15 protein-coding genes are annotated in these 16,001 nt (G+C 71.1%); 2 read left to right on the top strand and 13 right to left on the bottom strand.

What is annotated here, in order from left to right; translation table 11 throughout:
• Window positions 1–30: 30 nt before the first annotated feature.
• Window positions 31–624 carry a phosphoribosylglycinamide formyltransferase gene (gene purN / locus Microterr_RS02840; RefSeq protein WP_263796248.1) on the bottom strand — a complete coding sequence of 198 codons (594 nt, stop codon included), beginning with the start codon at window positions 622–624 and terminating at the stop codon, window positions 31–33.
• 4 nt (window positions 625–628) lie between these two features.
• Complete coding sequence (locus tag Microterr_RS02835) at window positions 629–2,104, bottom strand: cell division protein PerM (protein ID WP_263796249.1); 1,476 nt, start codon at window positions 2,102–2,104, stop codon at window positions 629–631.
• 92 nt (window positions 2,105–2,196) lie between these two features.
• On the opposite strand from Microterr_RS02835, the gene Microterr_RS02830 reads away from it, so the two are divergent.
• Window positions 2,197–3,648: an NCS2 family permease gene (locus tag Microterr_RS02830; RefSeq protein ID WP_263796250.1), complete on the top strand. Its 1,452-nt coding sequence runs from the start codon at window positions 2,197–2,199 to the stop codon at window positions 3,646–3,648.
• 3 nt (window positions 3,649–3,651) lie between these two features.
• On the opposite strand, the gene Microterr_RS02825 is transcribed toward Microterr_RS02830, so the two are convergent.
• Genes Microterr_RS02825 through Microterr_RS02775 form a run of 11 tightly spaced genes read right to left on the bottom strand, consistent with a single transcriptional unit; the run spans window position 3,652 to window position 15,095 of the window.
• Window positions 3,652–4,092 (bottom strand): nitroreductase family deazaflavin-dependent oxidoreductase, encoded by a 441-nt coding sequence (locus tag Microterr_RS02825; RefSeq protein ID WP_263796251.1) that lies wholly within the window; start codon window positions 4,090–4,092, stop codon window positions 3,652–3,654.
• Window positions 4,093–4,112: 20 nt separating this feature from the next.
• On the bottom strand, window positions 4,113–5,684 hold the full coding sequence (locus Microterr_RS02820; protein ID WP_263796252.1) for a cellulase family glycosylhydrolase: 1,572 nt from the start codon (window positions 5,682–5,684) through the stop codon (window positions 4,113–4,115).
• A 41-nt stretch (window positions 5,685–5,725) separates the two neighbouring features.
• A complete protein-coding gene (locus Microterr_RS02815) occupies window positions 5,726–7,210 on the bottom strand; it encodes an aldehyde dehydrogenase family protein (RefSeq protein WP_263796253.1) in 1,485 nt (494 codons plus the stop codon).
• A 50-nt stretch (window positions 7,211–7,260) separates the two neighbouring features.
• Window positions 7,261–8,262: an ABC transporter permease gene (locus Microterr_RS02810; RefSeq protein WP_263796254.1), complete on the bottom strand. Its 1,002-nt coding sequence runs from the start codon at window positions 8,260–8,262 to the stop codon at window positions 7,261–7,263.
• Window positions 8,262–9,791, bottom strand: a complete 1,530-nt coding sequence (locus Microterr_RS02805; protein ID WP_263796255.1) for a sugar ABC transporter ATP-binding protein — start codon at window positions 9,789–9,791, stop codon at window positions 8,262–8,264. The genes Microterr_RS02810 and Microterr_RS02805 overlap by 1 nt, the downstream gene beginning before the upstream one ends.
• Complete coding sequence (locus tag Microterr_RS02800; protein ID WP_263796256.1) at window positions 9,788–10,807, bottom strand: ABC transporter permease; 1,020 nt, start codon at window positions 10,805–10,807, stop codon at window positions 9,788–9,790. The genes Microterr_RS02805 and Microterr_RS02800 overlap by 4 nt, the downstream gene beginning before the upstream one ends.
• Entirely contained in the window at window positions 10,807–11,907 is a 1,101-nt protein-coding gene (locus Microterr_RS02795; protein ID WP_263796257.1) for a sugar ABC transporter substrate-binding protein, read from the bottom strand. Before Microterr_RS02795 ends, Microterr_RS02800 begins: the two co-directional genes overlap by 1 nt.
• A 50-nt stretch (window positions 11,908–11,957) precedes the next feature.
• Complete coding sequence (locus tag Microterr_RS02790; protein WP_263796258.1) at window positions 11,958–12,719, bottom strand: SDR family oxidoreductase; 762 nt, start codon at window positions 12,717–12,719, stop codon at window positions 11,958–11,960.
• Window positions 12,716–13,534 carry a 5-dehydro-4-deoxy-D-glucuronate isomerase gene (kduI, locus tag Microterr_RS02785; RefSeq protein ID WP_263796259.1) on the bottom strand — a complete coding sequence of 273 codons (819 nt, stop codon included), beginning with the start codon at window positions 13,532–13,534 and terminating at the stop codon, window positions 12,716–12,718. Before kduI ends, Microterr_RS02790 begins: the two co-directional genes overlap by 4 nt.
• Complete coding sequence (locus tag Microterr_RS02780; protein WP_263796260.1) at window positions 13,531–14,166, bottom strand: bifunctional 4-hydroxy-2-oxoglutarate aldolase/2-dehydro-3-deoxy-phosphogluconate aldolase; 636 nt, start codon at window positions 14,164–14,166, stop codon at window positions 13,531–13,533. Before Microterr_RS02780 ends, kduI begins: the two co-directional genes overlap by 4 nt.
• Window positions 14,163–15,095 (bottom strand): sugar kinase, encoded by a 933-nt coding sequence (locus Microterr_RS02775; protein ID WP_263796261.1) that lies wholly within the window; start codon window positions 15,093–15,095, stop codon window positions 14,163–14,165. Before Microterr_RS02775 ends, Microterr_RS02780 begins: the two co-directional genes overlap by 4 nt.
• A gap of 90 nt (window positions 15,096–15,185) precedes the next feature.
• Here Microterr_RS02775 and Microterr_RS02770 point away from each other — a divergent pair, with 90 nt between their 5' ends.
• Entirely contained in the window at window positions 15,186–15,998 is an 813-nt protein-coding gene (locus Microterr_RS02770) for an IclR family transcriptional regulator (RefSeq protein ID WP_263796262.1), read from the top strand.
• The last annotated feature ends 3 nt before the right edge of the window (window positions 15,999–16,001 follow it).

Below are 16,001 nucleotides of genomic sequence, written 5' to 3'. Positions count from 1 at the left end.
GGCGATTCTCCTGTGTGGGATGGGGCGGGATCAGGATGCTGCGGCCGCAGCGAGATCGAGCTCGCCGGTCGCGATGCGGCGGACGACGTCGATCAGCAGACGGCGCTCGACGGGCTTGATGCGCTCGTGCAGGGTGTGCTCGGTGTCGCCGCCGAGCACGGGCACGCGCTCCTGGGCGAGGATCGGACCGGAGTCCACGCCGTTGTCGACGACGATGACGCTCGCGCCGGACTCGGTCGCACCGGCGGCGAGCGCGTCGCGCACGCCGTGTGCGCCGGGGAACTCGGGCAGGTAGGCGGGGTGGGTGTTGATGAGGTGCGGCGCCCACGCATCGACGAGCGCCGACGGCAGGAGCCGCATCAGCCCGCTCAGGACGACGAGGTCGGGCTGCCAGATGCGCAGCTGCGCGGCGAGCTCCTCGCCCCATTCCTCGCGACTGGCGAATCGGGTGAACGGGACCGTGAACGACGGGATGCCGAACTCCTCGGCGTGGGCGAGGCCATCGGCCTCCCGGTCGGCACCGACGACGACGACGCGCGCGGGGAAGTCGGGCGCGGATGCCGCGTCGAGCAGAGCGCGCAGGTTCGACCCCGTGCCCGAGATGAGGACGGCGACCGTGAGCACGCGGCTAGTCTACCGGCGGTCGGGGCGGGTCCCCGCGGGGGCCCAGATCGAGCGTCCGGTCGGGGTCGTCCTCGGGCGGGAAGCCGAGCTCGGCGGACAGGTCGACTGTCGCGTCGGGGTCGGCCGCAGCATCCGTCGAATCCTGCGGGTCGGGCGCCGGAACGCGATCGTCGTCGTCGGCGATGAGGAAGTAGTCCTCGATGCGACGCTCGCCGGCCCCGGTCTCGCCGTCGGCCTCCACCTGGGGCACGGGGTCGGCGGTGAGCGGCACGAGGTCGTCGCCCGAGTGCGAGCGCGGGGACAGCAGCAGGATGCCTGCGCCGATCGCGACCTCGACGCCGACGGCGAGCGCCACCGCGCCGGCGTCGGGGCCGACCTGCGCGAGGTTTCCCGGTCCGATCGACCCGGAGGCCAGCAGCGAGAGCAGGGCTGCGGCAGCGGCGGCGGTGAGCGCGATGCCCGCGGCGATCACGACGCGGGGCGCGACGGCCTCGCCTCCGGCAGCCCGCGCCGTGCGCGACCGGGCGATCCAGCCGGCGAACGCGCCGAGGGCGACCGGCACGAGCGCCAGCAGCAGCAGCCAGGTGGAGGTGGACTCCGGGATGGCGCCCAGCAGCGGCACGCCCGGCACGACGCCGACCTGCGTGCCCGCGGGCGAGACCGCGGTGCCGGGGCCGACGGCGAATCCAGGTCCTGCGGCGAACGCGAGCCCCCAGATCACGAGCGTCGGCAGATAGGCGAGCTGAGCGAGCGTGAGCAGGATCGCTCCGAGCGCGTCCACGTTCCCCGCCTCGAAGAGCGTGACGACCTGGTCGGCGCGCAGCACGAGCCCGATGGCGACGACGGCGGCGCCCAGGCCGATCAGGCCGACGATCGCGACGGCCGCCCCCCGGGCGACGAGACCGGGCAACGCACCCCAGCCCCCGGCCGAGGACTCGATGCGGTCGCGCAGGGCGGCGACGGGTCCGGCGCCGGCCTCACGCCACTCGGTGATGATCGCCGCACCGAGCGAGGGCAGCGCGAACACGAGGGCGGGCAGCAGCACCGCCTGCCAGGGCACCACGGTCGCGAGGTCGTTGGCACTCGTCGCCCCCACGAGCCAGGCGAGCACGGCGAAGACGCCGCCGCCCACGACGACGCCGGTGAGCCACGCCTCCGCGCGCGAGGCCCGCACACCGGAGCGGGCGGCGAAGATCGCGGTGAAGGCCGTGAGCGCGAGCGGCGCCAGCGAGAGGACGAAGGATGCCGCCTTCGCGTCGATGCCTGTCGCCGCCAGGTACGCGTCGGGCAGAGTGACCGTCAGGGGCACGAGGTGGGCGAACTGCCACAGCGTGCCGGCGGTCGGCCAGAGATCCCCCGGGTCGGCGCCGAGGACGAAGACCCACAGCAGGGTGAGCGGCGCGAGGAACACCGCGAGACCGACGGCCGCAGCGATGGCGGCGTCGATGGCGACGAGGAGGGCGACGGTCAGGCGATGCATGCGCCATCGACCCTACCCAGCGCGGCGGCACGATCCTTCCCGGCGCGCGCGCGAGGGCGCGGTTGGCCGCTAACGTCGTCTGCGGAGGAATCATGACCAGCACCGAGACAACCGTCGCCCCGCCGAAGAACGGCCTTGACCGCTTCTTCGAGATCAGCAGGAGAGGATCGACGGTCGGAGCCGAGGTGCGCGGCGGTGTCGTGACCTTCGTCGCGATGGCCTACATCGTGATCCTCAACCCGATCATCCTCTCCAGCGGCACCGACGTCGCGGGGAACACCCTCGGGTTCGCGCAGGTCGCCGCCGTCACGGCGCTCACCGCCGGTGCGATGACGATCCTCTTCGGCGTGGTCACGCGGCTGCCGTTCGCCTTCGCGGCCGGGCTCGGCATCAACTCGTTCCTCGCGGTCTCGGTCGTCGGGCAGGTGACCTGGCCGGAGGCGATGGGCCTCGTCGTCATCAACGGCCTCATCATCGTGCTGCTGGCGGCCACCGGTCTGCGCCGCATGATCTTCGACGCGGTGCCGCTGCAGCTGAAGACCGCGATCACCGTCGGCATCGGCCTGTTCATCGCCTTCATCGGGTTCGTCGACAGCGGCTTCGTCACCGCGACCGGTGCGAGCTCTCCCCCGGTCGGCCTCGGCATCTCCGGCTCGATCGCCACCGTGCCGACCCTGCTGTTCGTGGTCACCCTGCTGCTCACCGGCGTCCTGATGGCCCGCAAGGTCAAGGGCGCGCTGCTGATCGGCCTGGTGACGGGCACGCTCATCGCGATCATCGTCGAGGCGATCTGGCACCTCGGCCCCAAGTTCTCCGGAGACACCGTCAACCCGAACGGCTGGTCGCTCGCCGTGCCCGCGCTGCCGTCGAGCTGGGTCAGCATCCCCGACCTCAGCCTGGTCGGTCAGGTCGATCTGATCGGCAGCTTCGGCCGCATCGGCGCCCTCGCCGCACTGATGCTCATCTTCACCCTCGTGTTCACGAACTTCTTCGACGCCATGGGCACCATGACCGGCCTGTCGCGCGAGGCGGGGCTGGCCGACGCCAAGGGCGACTTCCCGCGACTGCGCTCCGCGCTCATCGTCGAGGGCATCGGCGCCGTCGCAGGCGGCGCGACGTCCTCGTCGTCGAACACCGTCTTCATCGAATCGGGTGCCGGCATCGGCGAGGGCGCTCGCACGGGACTGGCGAACATCGTCACCGGTGGACTGTTCCTGCTCGCGATGTTCTTCACCCCGCTCACCTCGATCGTCCCGACCGAGATCGCTGCGGCCGCGCTCGTGATCGTCGGTGCGCTGATGATGGCGCAGATCCGCCACATCGACCTCACCGAGATGTCGGCGCTGATCCCGGTGTTCCTCACCATCACGGTGATGCCGCTGACCTACTCGATCGCGAACGGCATCGGCGCAGGGTTCATCTCCTGGGCCGTGATCCGCTCACTCTCGGGCAAGGCGCGGCAGATCAGCCCGCTGCTCTGGATCGTGGCCGCGGGCTTCGTGGTCTACTTCGCCCGCGGCCCGATCGAGACGATGCTCGGCTGAGCCTCAGCCGGCGACGGGTTCGAGGAGGAAGACCGCGATGAGACGGTCGGTCTTGGTCTGGTAGTTGGCGTAGTCGGGCCAGACCGCGACGGCGCGCTCCCACCACAGCTCGCGCTCGTCGCCGGACAGCTCGCGCGCCTGGTAGTCGCGCTTGTCGGCGCCGTCCTGCAGCTCGACGTGCGGGTGCCGGCGGATGTTGCCGCCCCAGGCCGGCTCGTCGGGGGCGCCGCCCTTCGACGCGACGACGAGGTAGCTGCCGTCGTGCTCGACCCGCATCAGCGCCGTCTTGCGCAGTGCCCCGCTCTTGGCCCCGACGGTGGTCAGGACGATGATCGGCACGCCGCGGAGCAGATTCGCCTCCGCCCCGCCCGTCGCCTCGTACTTCTCGGCCTGCGTGCGCGCCCACTCCGAGGTGGACGGCTTGTACTCTCCGGTCAATGGCATGAGCCCACGCTACCGCCGCGTCAGGAGGCGAGCTTCGACCGGACCGTGATCACCGGGTTCGCGGGTGCGCTGGACGCGGCGGCCTGCAGGCCCACGTTCACGGTCTGACCGGCGGCGACCAGCGCAGCCCAGTCCGATCCCCTGCACGTCACCACGGACGACGCGATCGAGCACGAGAGTCCCCAGCTGTTCACGATCCCGGTGATGCCGGGCGACCGCCAGCTGACGCTCCACGACTTCGCCGCCTTCTTGACGCCCGTCACGGCGATCTGGGCGACATAGCCGTCGGCCCACGCGCTCTGCGTCACGTACGTCACCCGCAGGCCGGCCGCATTGGCGGAGGATGCGGATGGGGAGGGCGCGGGCGTCGGCGTCGAGCTCTTCGTCGGGGTGGGCTTCGGCGTGGAACTGGCGGTGGGAGCGGGCTTCGGCGTCGCCGACTCTCCGAGGATCGGGGCGAGCACGGCGAGCTTGCTCTTCTGCGGCGTGACCCAGTCGTCCTTGACGAGGCCCCCGGTGTCGCCGCTGTTCGGGTTGAACGACCAGTACATGAATCCCATGCGCCGCGCGTCCAGGTAGCGCACGAGGGTCTTCAGCCACTTCCTGTCGCTGCTGGTCTCGTACTTCGTGCCGAACTCGCCGAGGAGCACCGGCGCGATGCCCTTCGTCTGGATGTAGCCCCAGTTCCTCTCCCAGATCGCGGGCAGATTGGCGGGGTAGTTCGATGCGCTGAACCACGACTGCGGGTAGACGGTGGCCGGGTAGTCGTGCGGTGAGTAGACGACCCGGTTGTTCACCGCGAGGGTGACGGGCTTCGTGCGGACGCCGCGGAGGCCCCCGCCCCACCAGGTGCTCGTGCCGTCGGATTCGCGCTCGACGCCCTCGACGATGATGAGCAGCCTCGGGTTCACGGCGAGCACCGCGTTGCCCGCCCTGGTGGCTGCGGCACGCCAGTCGCGCTTCGCGTCGCCGCAGCCCCAGCAGGCGGCGCCGTGCGGCTCGTTGTGCAGGTCGAACCCGATCACGGTGGAGTTCGTCCGGTAGCGCTTGGCGAGCATGGTCCAGTCGCTGATCCACCGCTTCTCGCTGTACCTGTCGGTGTACCAGAGCTCGGACTGCGAGCCGGAGTCCGGGCGGTGCCGGTCGAGGATGACGTTGAGCCCGTGCGCCTTGGCCCGCGCGATCACCGTATCCATGAGCTTCAGCGGGGTCAGCGACACCAGCTTCGGATTGACCTGCGCGTTGATCGAGTTCGAGCTCTTCGCCGCCAGGCACTCGTTGGAGAACGGGAGCCGGATCGTGTTGAAGCCCATCGCTGCGATCCGGGCGAGCCCCGAATCGAGCGAGATCGACCAGAGCCCGTGCGGGGTGCAGTTCGGGGTCTCCATCCCGAACCAGGCCGTCGCCTTGATCGTGTACGCGGACCCGGACGAGGTGACCACCCGCGACCCCGAGGTCGACAGCCAGCCGGAGGTCGCCGCCTGGGCGGGGGCGGCGGTGCCGACGACCCCCGCCACGACGATCAGGGCCGCCGTGACGGTCGCGGCGAGTGCTCGTCGGAGGCGGGCACGCCGAAGAATCGCAGGGGGCATGGGGACATTCTGGCGGACGATCGGCGGAAGCCGCGGACGCGTCAGAGCTCGGCGATGATCGTCTTCAGCTCCGTGTAGTCCTCGACCCCGAACGAACCGAGCTCGCGACCCCAGCCGGACTCCTTGTAGCCGCCGCGGGGCAGCGTGACATCGTCCGCGTGCCACGAGTTCAGCCACACGGTGCCTGCACGCAGCCGCCCGCCGACCCGGTGGGCGGTGCCGATGTCGCGCGACCACACGCCGGCAGCGAGGCCGTATCGGGTGTTGTTCGCCGCCTGGATCGCCTGCTCCTCGGTGTCGAACGGCACGGCGGTCACCACCGGGCCGAAGATCTCGTCGGTCTGGATCGACATCTGCTCGCTCACGTCGGTGAACACGGTGGGCCGCACGAAGTAGCCGCGGTCTCCGACGCGCACGCCGCCCTCGGCGACCGTCGCGCCCTCGGCGACACCGGCCGCGAGATAGCCGGTCACCTTCTCGAACTGCTCGTCCGAGATGAGCGGGCCCATGTCGGTGCTCTCGTCGAAGGCGCTGCCGACGCGGATGCCCTTGGCGATCTCGGCGATGCCGGCGACGACCTCGTCGAACACGCCGCGCTGCACGTAGAGGCGGGAGCCGTTCACGCAGCACTGGCCCTGGTTGAAGAACGCCGCGTGCGCGGACCCGGGGATGGCCTTGGCGAGATCGGCGTCGTCGAAGACGATGTTCGGCGCCTTGCCGCCGAGCTCGAGCGAGACCTTCTTGAGGTTGCGGCTGGCGGCGGCCGCGATCTTCTTGCCCACCGCCGTGGAGCCGGTGAAGGCCACCTTGTCGACGTCGGGGTGGTCGACCAGCGCCGCGCCCGTGTCGCCGAAGCCGGGGAGCACGTTGACGACTCCGCCGGGCAGGCCGGCCTCCAGCATCAGCTCGCCCAGGCGCAGCGCGCTCAGCGGCGTCTGCTCGGCCGGCTTGAGGACCACGGTGTTGCCGACCGTGATCGCGGGGATGATCTTGAACGCGGCCATGGTCAGGGGGAAGTTCCACGGGACGATGCCCGCCACCACGCCGATCGGCTCGCGGACGGTGTACGCGTGGAACTGCGCCGTCTCGCTGGACATCGGGATCGTCGTGCCCTCGATCTTGTTCGTCCAGCCGGCGAAGTAGCGGAACAGCTCGGCGGCCGTGGCCACGTCGCCGTCACGGGCGCCGGCGAAGGGCTTGCCGCCGTCGAGCGCCTCCAGCTGCGCGAACTCGTCGGCGTTCTCCTCGAGCAGGTCGGCGATCTTCCACAGGAGCCGTCCGCGCTGACGCGGCGTGAACCGGCTCCAGGCCGACCCGTGCTCGAATGCCCGACGGGCCGCGGCGACCGCGCGGTTCACGTCTTCGGCCCCGGCCTGCGCGACCTGGGTGATCGTCTCCTCGGTGGCGGGGTCGATCGTCGCGAACGTGCGCCCGTCGGCGGCATCCCGCCACTCCCCGTCGATGAGGAGCCTCTGGGGCGAGCCGATGAATGCGGCGACGCTGGGCAGGAGGGCGGCGGTGGTCATGGTGGTCCTTTCACGTGAGGGCGTCGTACGACGAGCCTCACTGGCGAGCTTCATTTGACGAACGGGAGTTTCGATCGGTCGATGGTGAGGGCGACCGCGGCGATGACGAGCACGCCGTAGAAGATCTGCTCATACGACGGGTCCACACCTGCGACGGAGAGCCCGACGCGCAGCACGGTGATGATGAGCACTCCTACGACGGTACGGCCGATGCCGCCGAATCCGCCGGTGATCGCCGTTCCACCCACCACGATGGCGGCGACCACCGGCAGAAGAAGGGAATCAGCGAGGCTGGGCGCCCCGCTGAAGGTGCGGCCCACGAGCATGACGCCCGCGAAGCCGGCGCACGCGCCCGAGATCGTGAACACCGCGACCTTGGCCTGCACGGCGGGGACGCCGGCCAGCAGCGCGGCGGGCTCCGAGCTGCCGATCGCGATGAGCCAGCGGCGCGCGGGCGTGAACTGCAGCACGAGAGCGAAGGCGGTGACGAGCACGGCCGCGATGATCACGGCGCTGGGGATGCGCAGGTCGCCGATCCGGGTGAACGTCCAGTCCAGAGTGGTGCCCTGCACGCCGATCGTCGCGGCACCGGACGCCACCAGCGCGATGCCCGACCAGACGGCCAGGCCGCCGAGCGTGACGAGGAACGACGGCACCTGCGCGATCACGTGGATCGCTCCCTGCAGGGCGCCGGCGAGCGCGCAGACCACCACGACGGCGGGCACAGCCCAGCCGCCGAGTCCGGGAATCCACAGCGCGACCAGCACGGACGCCATCGAGGCGAGGGCGGCGATGGACAGGTCGATGCCGCCGCAGAGGATCACCAGCATCGCTCCGGAGGCGAGGATCATCAGCGGCACGGCGGAATCCAGCGCCGTCCACACGCTCGCGGGGCGCAGGAAGTTGGGGTTCGCGATCGAGATGGCAGCCACGAGGGCCGCCAGCACCACGATCGGCATGATGGTCAGCAGCATCCGCCGACGTGTCGCACTCGTGGTGCGAGTGGCGTTCGCGACGAGCGCCCATGACCCGGTCTTCTCGGTAATGGTCATCAGATCATCCGCTCCAGCACTTCGACCGGCGCGGGCTTCGCGCCGAGGGGTGCGTCGAGCACGTCGACCACCCGCCCGTCGCGCATCACCAGCACGCGGTGACTCATCGCGATCAGCTCTTCGAGACTGTCTGCCATCAGGACGACCGCCACACCGGCGGCGGTCAGCTCGCGGATCAGCCGGTAGACCTCGCCCTTCGCGCCGACGTCGAGTCCGCGGGTCGGGTGGTCGAGGATCAGCAGTCGCAGCGAGTCCGAGACCATCCAGCGCGCGAGGACCGCCTTCTGCTGATTGCCGCCGGAGAGCGACCCGAGCGGCGCAGACGAACCGGGGGTGCGGATGCTGAGACGCTCGATCCACTCGTCGGCGATCGCCCGCTCGCGCCCCCGCAGCAGGACAGGGCCGGCGCAGACCTTCTCGATGTGCGGCAGCGTGATGTTCTCGGCGACCGACATGGAGGCGACCATGCCCTCCTTGCGGCGCTCAGCCGGCACGAACCCCACCTCGGCGGCGATCGCCGCCCTGGGCGAGCGCAGCCGGGCCCGCGCGCCGTTGATCGTGACGCGTCCGGTGCGGGTGGCCAGCGCGCCGAAGAGGCTCCGGCAGAGCTCTTCGCGGCCTGACCCCTGCACCCCTGCGATGCCGAGCACCTCGCCCGCGTGCACGTCGAAGCCGACCTGCTCGCAGACTCCGCGCACCGACAGGTCGCGGACCGACAGCAGCACCTCCTCGCGCGCAGGCGCCTGCAGCTCCTCGCTGTAGTGGCTTCCCTCGAGGTCGCGGCCGATCATGAGCCTGCGCAGGGTCTCCTCGTCCACCTCTCCGGGGATGCACTCCGCGACGGTCTGGCCGTTGCGCAGCACGAAGACGCGGTCGGACACCCGCAGCACCTCGTCGAGGCGGTGCGACACGAACACGACGGAGGCCCGTGCGCGCAGTCGCTCGATCTGCGCGAACAGCACCTCGGTCTCGTCGCGGTCGAGCACCGAGGTCGGCTCGTCCAGCAGGACGACGGGCTCGGCGTTCGTGCGCTCCTCGGTGGCCAGCACCTTGGCGATCTCGACCATCTGGCGGTCGGCGAAGCTGAGCTCCTCTGTGATTGTCTCGGGCCGGATCTTGGAGCCGATCTTGTCGAGCTGCACCTGCGCGCGGCGGTTCAGCTCGCGCCACCGGTACAGGCCGCCCACGACCGCAGGTCCCTCGGCAGCGAGCAGGATGTTCTCGGCGACCGTGAGGTTCGGGATGAGCGACTGCTCCTGGAAGACCATGCCGATGCCGGCGGCGCCCGCCTGGGCGATGCCGCGCATCCGAACAGGCTCTCCGCGCATCTCGATCGAGCCGGAGTCCGGCTGCACCAGGCCGATGAGGGTCTTCAGCAGGGTCGACTTGCCTGCACCGTTCTCGCCGATGAGCCCGACGACCTCGTGAGCCCTGACGTCGAAGCTGACGCCGTCGAGGGCGCGGGTCTCGGCGAACCGCTTGCGCAGCTCGCGGACGGCGAGGACGGGGACGGAGGATGCTGTGGTCATTTCACGACTCGCAGACGCTCGCGCAGCGGCCATGCCGTGATGACGACCGCGACGACGACGATCACGCCCTGGACGGCGCGCTGGACATAGGGGCTGACGCCGATGAGCACGAGGCCGTTGGCGAGCACCGTGACGATGAGGACCCCGACGACGGACTGCAGCACACCGCCGCGGCCGCCGGAGAGGAGGGTGCCGCCGACGACGGCCGCGGTGATGGCGGCGAAGTTCAGGCCGACCCCGGCCTGCACGATGCCCGAGCCGAGCTGCACGGTCACCATGACGCCGGCGAGGCCGTAGACGGCGCCCGCGAATGTGAAGGCCAGCGTCTTGTAGCGACGCACCGGCATCCCCGACAGGACCGCGAGCTCTTCGGCCCCGCCGATCGCCCTGGCGTACCGGCCCAGCCGGGTGTACCGCTGGATGAGGAGCCCGATCACGATCACCGCGACGGCGACGAACGTGAGCCGGGTCAGCCCGAACCACTGGCCGGACGCCCACTCCGCCACCACCGGGTCGGTGACGGTCGGCTGCACGCCGGCGAAGAGGACCGTCGCCACGCCGATGCCGATGGCCGAGATGCCCAGGGTGGTCATGAAGGAGGGGATCTTCAGGCCGGTCGAGAGCAGACCGCTGGCGAGCCCGAAGCAGGCGCCGAGGGCCACGGCTGCGACGATCCCCAGGAAGCCGAGATCGATGTCGTTGCGGGTGTTGGCCACCAGAAGCGCTGTACTGATCGCCGCGGTCGCCATCACCCCCTCGATGGAGAGGTCGATCGCACCGAGCAGCAGCACGAACGTGAGACCGACCGCGATGACGGCGAGGACCGCCGCGGAGTCGAGCACGTTGCGGAGGTTGCCCCAGGTGCGGAACTGCGGGCTCAGCACCGAGAAGACGATGCAGAGGAGGACGAGCGCGCTGAGCGGGCCGAAGTCGGCGAGCAGCGTGCTGTGGCGGCGGCGAGGGGTCGCCCGCCCGGTCTCGAGCGGTGCGGGCCCGATCCGGGCGGGCGCACTCATCAGCTCACCGGTCCGGTGACGCGGTCGAAGAGGTTGTCGCAGGCGAAGTCGTCGAGGTTCGCCGTCGGGGTGAGGTTCTCTTCTGCGTTGTCGGCGTTGATGAGCGTCTGCTTCGCGAAGAAGGCGCGCTGCTCGTTGCTGAGCTCGGCGACGTCGAGCTCGCCGGTCAGTGCGCAGTAGCCCATCGCGAGGCCGATGCCGCCCTGCCACGGGCCGTCGACCGAGACCGTCGCGGTCATCGTGCCGTCTGCGACAGCCTGGACCGCCTCGGGAACCGCGTCGATGCCGACCACGGCGACGCCGTCCATGCCGGCCGCCTCCAGAGCCTGGAGCGCTCCGAGCGCCATGTCGTCGTTCGCCGCCCACACGCCCTTGATCGCGTCACCGTGCTTGGTGATCAGCGTCTTGGTGATGTTGAACGCGGTGGTGCGGTCGAAGTCGGCAGCCTGCTCGTCGAGCAGCTCGACGTCCGGGTTCTCGGCGAGCGCGTCCTGCAGACCGATGAAGCGGTCCTTGGCCGCGGCCGTGTCCAGGATGCCCTGCAGCGCGATGATGCCGCCCGAGCCGCCCATCGCCTCGAACATCGCGTCGGCGATCTGGCGCCCGGCATCCTTGCCGTCGAACGTGATGTGGGAGATCCAGGTGTCGTGCCCGTCCCACGGGTTCAGGTCGGCCGGCTTGTTCCAGTGCGTCACGAGGTACGCGCCGGCGTTGTCGACCTCCTTGACGATCGGCGTCGTGTCCGAGTCGCCGTTGGGCAGCACGTTGAGCACCATGCACTCGGGGTTGCCGGTGCTCAGCGCCTGGCGGAGCTGCTCCTGCTGCTTGGGCGACTCGCCGTCGTAGGTGAGGCGGGTCTGGGTGAGGCCGACCGACTCAGCGAACGCGTCGCCGCCGTCGAGCCAGGCCTTCTCGTACGGGTTGGTCTCGTTGCGGACCTGGCCGATGAGCTGGATGTCCTCGGGGGCGCAGGTGCCGCCCTCGGCGGCGGGTGCTTCCCCGGGGGTCTCGCTCTGTCCGGCGCAGCCGGAGAGTGCGAGCGCGGCGATGCCGGCGATGGCGAGCGCGACGATGCGCCCGCGTGCAGCTGTGTTGCTCATGGTGCGGTAACTCCTGTTCTTGGTCGGGATCCGTGGTGGGTGGTCGTGGGTCACCGCGACATCCATCCCCCGTCGACGACGAGGGTGTGTCCGGTGACGTAGTCGGAGGCGGGTGAGGCCAGGAAGATCGCGGCGCCCGCGAGGTCGCTCGGCGTGCCCCAGCGACCCGCCGGGATGCGCGAGAGGATCTCGGCGTCGCGGGTGGGATCGCTGCGGAGCGCGGCGGTGTTGTCGGTGGCGATGTAGCCGGGGGCGATCGCGTTGACCTGGACGCCGCGGCCCGCCCATTCGTTCGCGAGCGCGTGGGTGAGGCCGACGAGCGCGTGCTTGCTCGCCGTGTATCCGGCGACCTCCTTGCCACCCTGGAACGACAGCAGGCTCGCGATGTTGATGATCTTGCCGCGCCCGCGTTCCAGCATCCCGGCGGCGAACGCGCGGCTCAGGATGCGGGGGGCCTCGAGGTTCACGGTGAGGACCTCGTGCCAGTCGGCGTCGGGTGCGTCGAGGAAGGCGCCGCGGCGGATGATGCCGGCGCAGTTGACCAGGATGTCGACGGCGTGCGACCCGGCGACCTCGTCCATCCGGGCCGGCAGCGCAGCGGCGTCGCCGAGATCGGCGGTCACGACGTCGACCCGCCGGCCGGTGGCCGCGAGCTCGTCCGCGGCGGATGCGAGCGACTCCGCCCGCCCCACGAGCACCAGGTCGGCGCCCGCGTCGGCGAGCGCACGCGCGATCTCACGGCCGATGCCGCGCCCGGCGCCCGTGACGAGCGCGGTGCGCCCGCTGAGCGAGAAAAGATCTGCGGCGCTCATCGGAGCTGCTCGACGGGGACGGGAGCGAGGTCGCCGTAGTCGCGGTTGTCGCCGGCCATCGCCCACACGAACGAGTAGCGGCCGGTGCCGGCTCCGGAGTGGATCGACCACCGGGGGGCGATCACGGCCTCCTCGTTGCGGACGATGAGGTGGCGGGTGTGCTCGGGCTCGCCCATCAGGTGCACGACGCGGGCGGCTTCGTCGAGCTCGAAGTACAGGTAGATCTCGGTGCGCCGCTCGTGCAGGTGCGGCGGGAACGTGTTCCACACGGCGCCGGGGTGCAGCACGGTGACGCCGAACTGCAGCTGGCACGACGCCACGTCGCCGTCACCCCAGACGTACCGGTGCAGCGCGCGGCGGCCGCCGCCGTCCTCGGTGCCGAGCTCGAGCGGCGCGGAGGCGGCGAACGGGATGTGCACCGTCGGGTGGGTCGTGTGCGCGAGCGCGGTGACGACGTAGAAGCGCGCGCCGCGGCCGCGGAAGGCGAGGCGGCTGCCGCGGCCGGCGTACAGGCCGTCGCGGTGGTCGAGGGCGTACGGCTCGCCGTCGACGAGCACCTCGCCCGGTGTGCCGAGGTTGATGACGCCGAACTCGCGGCGGTCGAGGCCGCCGTCGCCGAGCGCCGCGATGTCGCCGAGCACCAGGTCGTCGTCGCCCGGCACGACCCCGGCGACCAGCATCCGGTCCTCCGCGGTGTGCACGGTGCGCACCTCGCCGTCGGCGAACAGCTCGTCGATCAGGTAGCGGTCGCGCAGCTCCTGGGTGGTTGCGGTGCGGGCCGAGGCCGGGTCGGTCGCGTGTCGGTCGCGGTTCATCGGGTACTCCTGATCGGTGCGGAAGCGGTGACGGCGGTGGCAGCAGCGGCACGGACGCCGTCGGCGCCGCCCTCCTGCCATGCCGAGGTGAGCGAGCCGGCGATGCCGACGGCGGTCGCCCCGGCGGAGAGCCAGGCGCCGACATCGGCGGGACGGATGCCGCCGGTGGGGATGAGGGGGACGCCGGGGAGGACGTCGCGGACCGCGGAGACGAAACCGGGGCCGAGGGTCGCGGCGGGGAAGATCTTGACGGCCTGGGCTCCCCCGCGCCAGGCGGCGGCGACCTCGGTCGGTGTGGCCGCTCCGGCGATGAAGCGGATGCTGCGGGCCGCGGCCGCGCGCATCACCTCCGCATCGGCGATCGGCGAGACGAGGAAGTCGGCGCCTGCGGCCGTCGCGGCGTCGACATCGGCGGCGGTGAGCACGGTGCCGGCGCCGATCACGATGCCGGGCAGCTCCTGGCGCAGCCGCGCGATGAGCTGCGGCGCCGACGGGACGGTGAAGGTGATCTCGATGATCCCGATGCCCCCGTCGACGGCGGCGCGGGCGATGCGCTCGGCGATCACGTCGTCGCTGTGGCGCACCACGCCGATGATCGGGCTTGCGGCGATCGCGGCATCCCACGCGGTCATCGGGTCACCCCCGCGGTGGTGTGCGCATCGAGGTCCTCGGGGAACGGGAGCCCGTGATAGTCGCCGCGCCGGCCGATGACTTTTGCCGACACCCGGCCGCCCATCTCGAGGGCGTCGCGCAGTGAGCCTCCGTGCAGGAGCGCGTGCAGGTAGCCGACGGCGAACCCGTCGCCCGCTCCGACCGGGTCGACGACGGTCGTCGGCAGAGCCGTCGATTCGACCACCGTGCCGCCGGCGTAGGCGCGTGCGCCGCCCTGACGTCCCTTGACGACGACCGTCTCCACCCCGAGTCCTCGCGCGAACGCCTCGACGGCGGCGTCGTCGTCCGACCCTGCGCACAGGGCGGCCTCGGCGCGGCCGAGGAGCACGTCATCGGCGAGGGCGGCAGCCTCGGCGAACGCGCCGGCGAGTTCGTCGCGCGTCGCGAGCTTGCGGCGGAAGTTGGCGTCGAGGCTGACCCGGCATCCCGCCGCCTGCGCCCGGCGCATCGCCTCGAGCACGGCGGCGCGCGCGGCGGCGCTCAGGTGGAGGGTGATGCCGGTGACGTGCAGCCGACGCACGCCCGCGAAGTCGGCGGGCAGGTCGTCGACGGAGAGCCCGGAGCCTGCGGAGCCGGCCCGGTGGTACGTGATCTCCGTGCGGCCGTTGCGCAGGCGCTCCTTGAGGAGGATGCCGGTGGCCGCGCCGGCGTGCCGGGTGATGTGGGTCACATCGACACCCTCGCCGCGCAGGGTGCGAGCGATCTCGGTGCCCAGCGAATCGCGGCCCACCCGTCCGACGTAGGCGGAGGAGTGCCCGAGGCGGGCGAGGCCGATCGCGACGTTGCTCTCTGCGCCCACGACGTACTTGCGCACGACGCCGGTCGCGTCGAGCGTGTCGTCGCCGCTGTCGAAGCAGATCAGTGCTTCGCCGAGAGTGAGGAGATCCATCTACATCCTTGAACGGTGTTCTCTGACTTGTACGGATGACGCTAGGGTATGGTCAACAGCGAGTCAAGTATGAGAATCTCGTTCGAGTACATGAACGTGAGAGGGGTGCAGATGGTCGAGCCGATTCCAGAGGACGAGGTCGACTTCGTGCCGGTGAAGTCCGCGGACCGCACGCTGGAGATCCTGGAGAGCCTGGCCTCGGGAGGAGCGGGTCTTGCCGAGATGGCGACGCGCCTGGGCATCCCGAAGAGCAGCCTGCACAGCATCCTGCGCACCCTCGAGCATCGCGGCTGGGTGGAGGCCGACGCCAGCCGATCCCACTACCGCCTCGGGATGAGCGCGCTGCTGATCGGCTCGTCCTACGTCGACCAGGACCCGGTGGTGATCCGCACCTCCGACACGATGGACTCCCTCGCCGCGGCGACGGGAGAGACCGTGCACCTCGCGCGGCTCGAGGCGCCTGATGTGGTCTATATGGCCAAGCGCGAGTCGGTGCACCCGCTGCGCATGTTCTCGGCGATCGGCCGCCGACTGCCGGCGCACGCCACCGCGCTCGGCAAGGCGATGCTCGCCGAGCTGCCGGATGACACCGTGCGCAGCCTGCTGCCCGCCACGCTCGCGGGAACCACGCCGTTCACCATCACGACCCGCGACGAGCTGATCGACCATCTCGCCGAGGTGCGCGAGCAGGGGTACGCGATCGACGCGCAGGAGGCCGGGATCGGGATGCGGTGCTTCGCCGTCACGCTGCCGTTCCAGTCGCCCGCGAAGGACGCGATCAGCTGCTCGGTGCCCGTCGCCCGCCTCGACGAGGAGAAGGAGCAGACGATCGTCGACCTGCTGCTCACCGCCCGTGACACCCTGAGCCGCCAGTTCGGCGGCCGACGTTCCCACGCGATCTAGGAG

This window comes from Microbacterium terricola, from assembly GCF_027943945.1.
GTDB lineage: Bacteria > Actinomycetota > Actinomycetes > Actinomycetales > Microbacteriaceae > Microbacterium > Microbacterium terricola.
The sequence above is the reverse complement of the archived record's forward strand: the minus strand, read 5'-3'. Positions and strand labels throughout refer to the sequence as shown.

Excerpts from the sequence above, each read along its gene's own strand:
- Microterr_RS02835 (WP_263796249.1), bottom strand. The coding sequence starts at position 2,104 with ATGCATCGCCTGACCGTCGCCCTCCTCGTCGCCATCGACGCCGCCATC.
- Microterr_RS02830 (WP_263796250.1), top strand. The coding sequence starts at position 2,197 with ATGACCAGCACCGAGACAACCGTCGCCCCGCCGAAGAACGGCCTTGAC.
- Microterr_RS02825 (WP_263796251.1), bottom strand. The coding sequence starts at position 4,092 with ATGCCATTGACCGGAGAGTACAAGCCGTCCACCTCGGAGTGGGCGCGC.
- Microterr_RS02820 (WP_263796252.1), bottom strand. The coding sequence starts at position 5,684 with ATGCCCCCTGCGATTCTTCGGCGTGCCCGCCTCCGACGAGCACTCGCC.
- Microterr_RS02815 (WP_263796253.1), bottom strand. The coding sequence starts at position 7,210 with ATGACCACCGCCGCCCTCCTGCCCAGCGTCGCCGCATTCATCGGCTCG.
- Microterr_RS02810 (WP_263796254.1), bottom strand. The coding sequence starts at position 8,262 with ATGACCATTACCGAGAAGACCGGGTCATGGGCGCTCGTCGCGAACGCC.
- Microterr_RS02805 (WP_263796255.1), bottom strand. The coding sequence starts at position 9,791 with ATGACCACAGCATCCTCCGTCCCCGTCCTCGCCGTCCGCGAGCTGCGC.
- Microterr_RS02800 (WP_263796256.1), bottom strand. The coding sequence starts at position 10,807 with ATGAGTGCGCCCGCCCGGATCGGGCCCGCACCGCTCGAGACCGGGCGG.
- Microterr_RS02795 (WP_263796257.1), bottom strand. The coding sequence starts at position 11,907 with ATGAGCAACACAGCTGCACGCGGGCGCATCGTCGCGCTCGCCATCGCC.
- Microterr_RS02790 (WP_263796258.1), bottom strand. The coding sequence starts at position 12,719 with ATGAGCGCCGCAGATCTTTTCTCGCTCAGCGGGCGCACCGCGCTCGTC.
- kduI (WP_263796259.1), bottom strand. The coding sequence starts at position 13,534 with ATGAACCGCGACCGACACGCGACCGACCCGGCCTCGGCCCGCACCGCA.
- Microterr_RS02780 (WP_263796260.1), bottom strand. The coding sequence starts at position 14,166 with ATGACCGCGTGGGATGCCGCGATCGCCGCAAGCCCGATCATCGGCGTG.
- Microterr_RS02775 (WP_263796261.1), bottom strand. The coding sequence starts at position 15,095 with ATGGATCTCCTCACTCTCGGCGAAGCACTGATCTGCTTCGACAGCGGC.
- Microterr_RS02770 (WP_263796262.1), top strand. The coding sequence starts at position 15,186 with ATGAACGTGAGAGGGGTGCAGATGGTCGAGCCGATTCCAGAGGACGAG.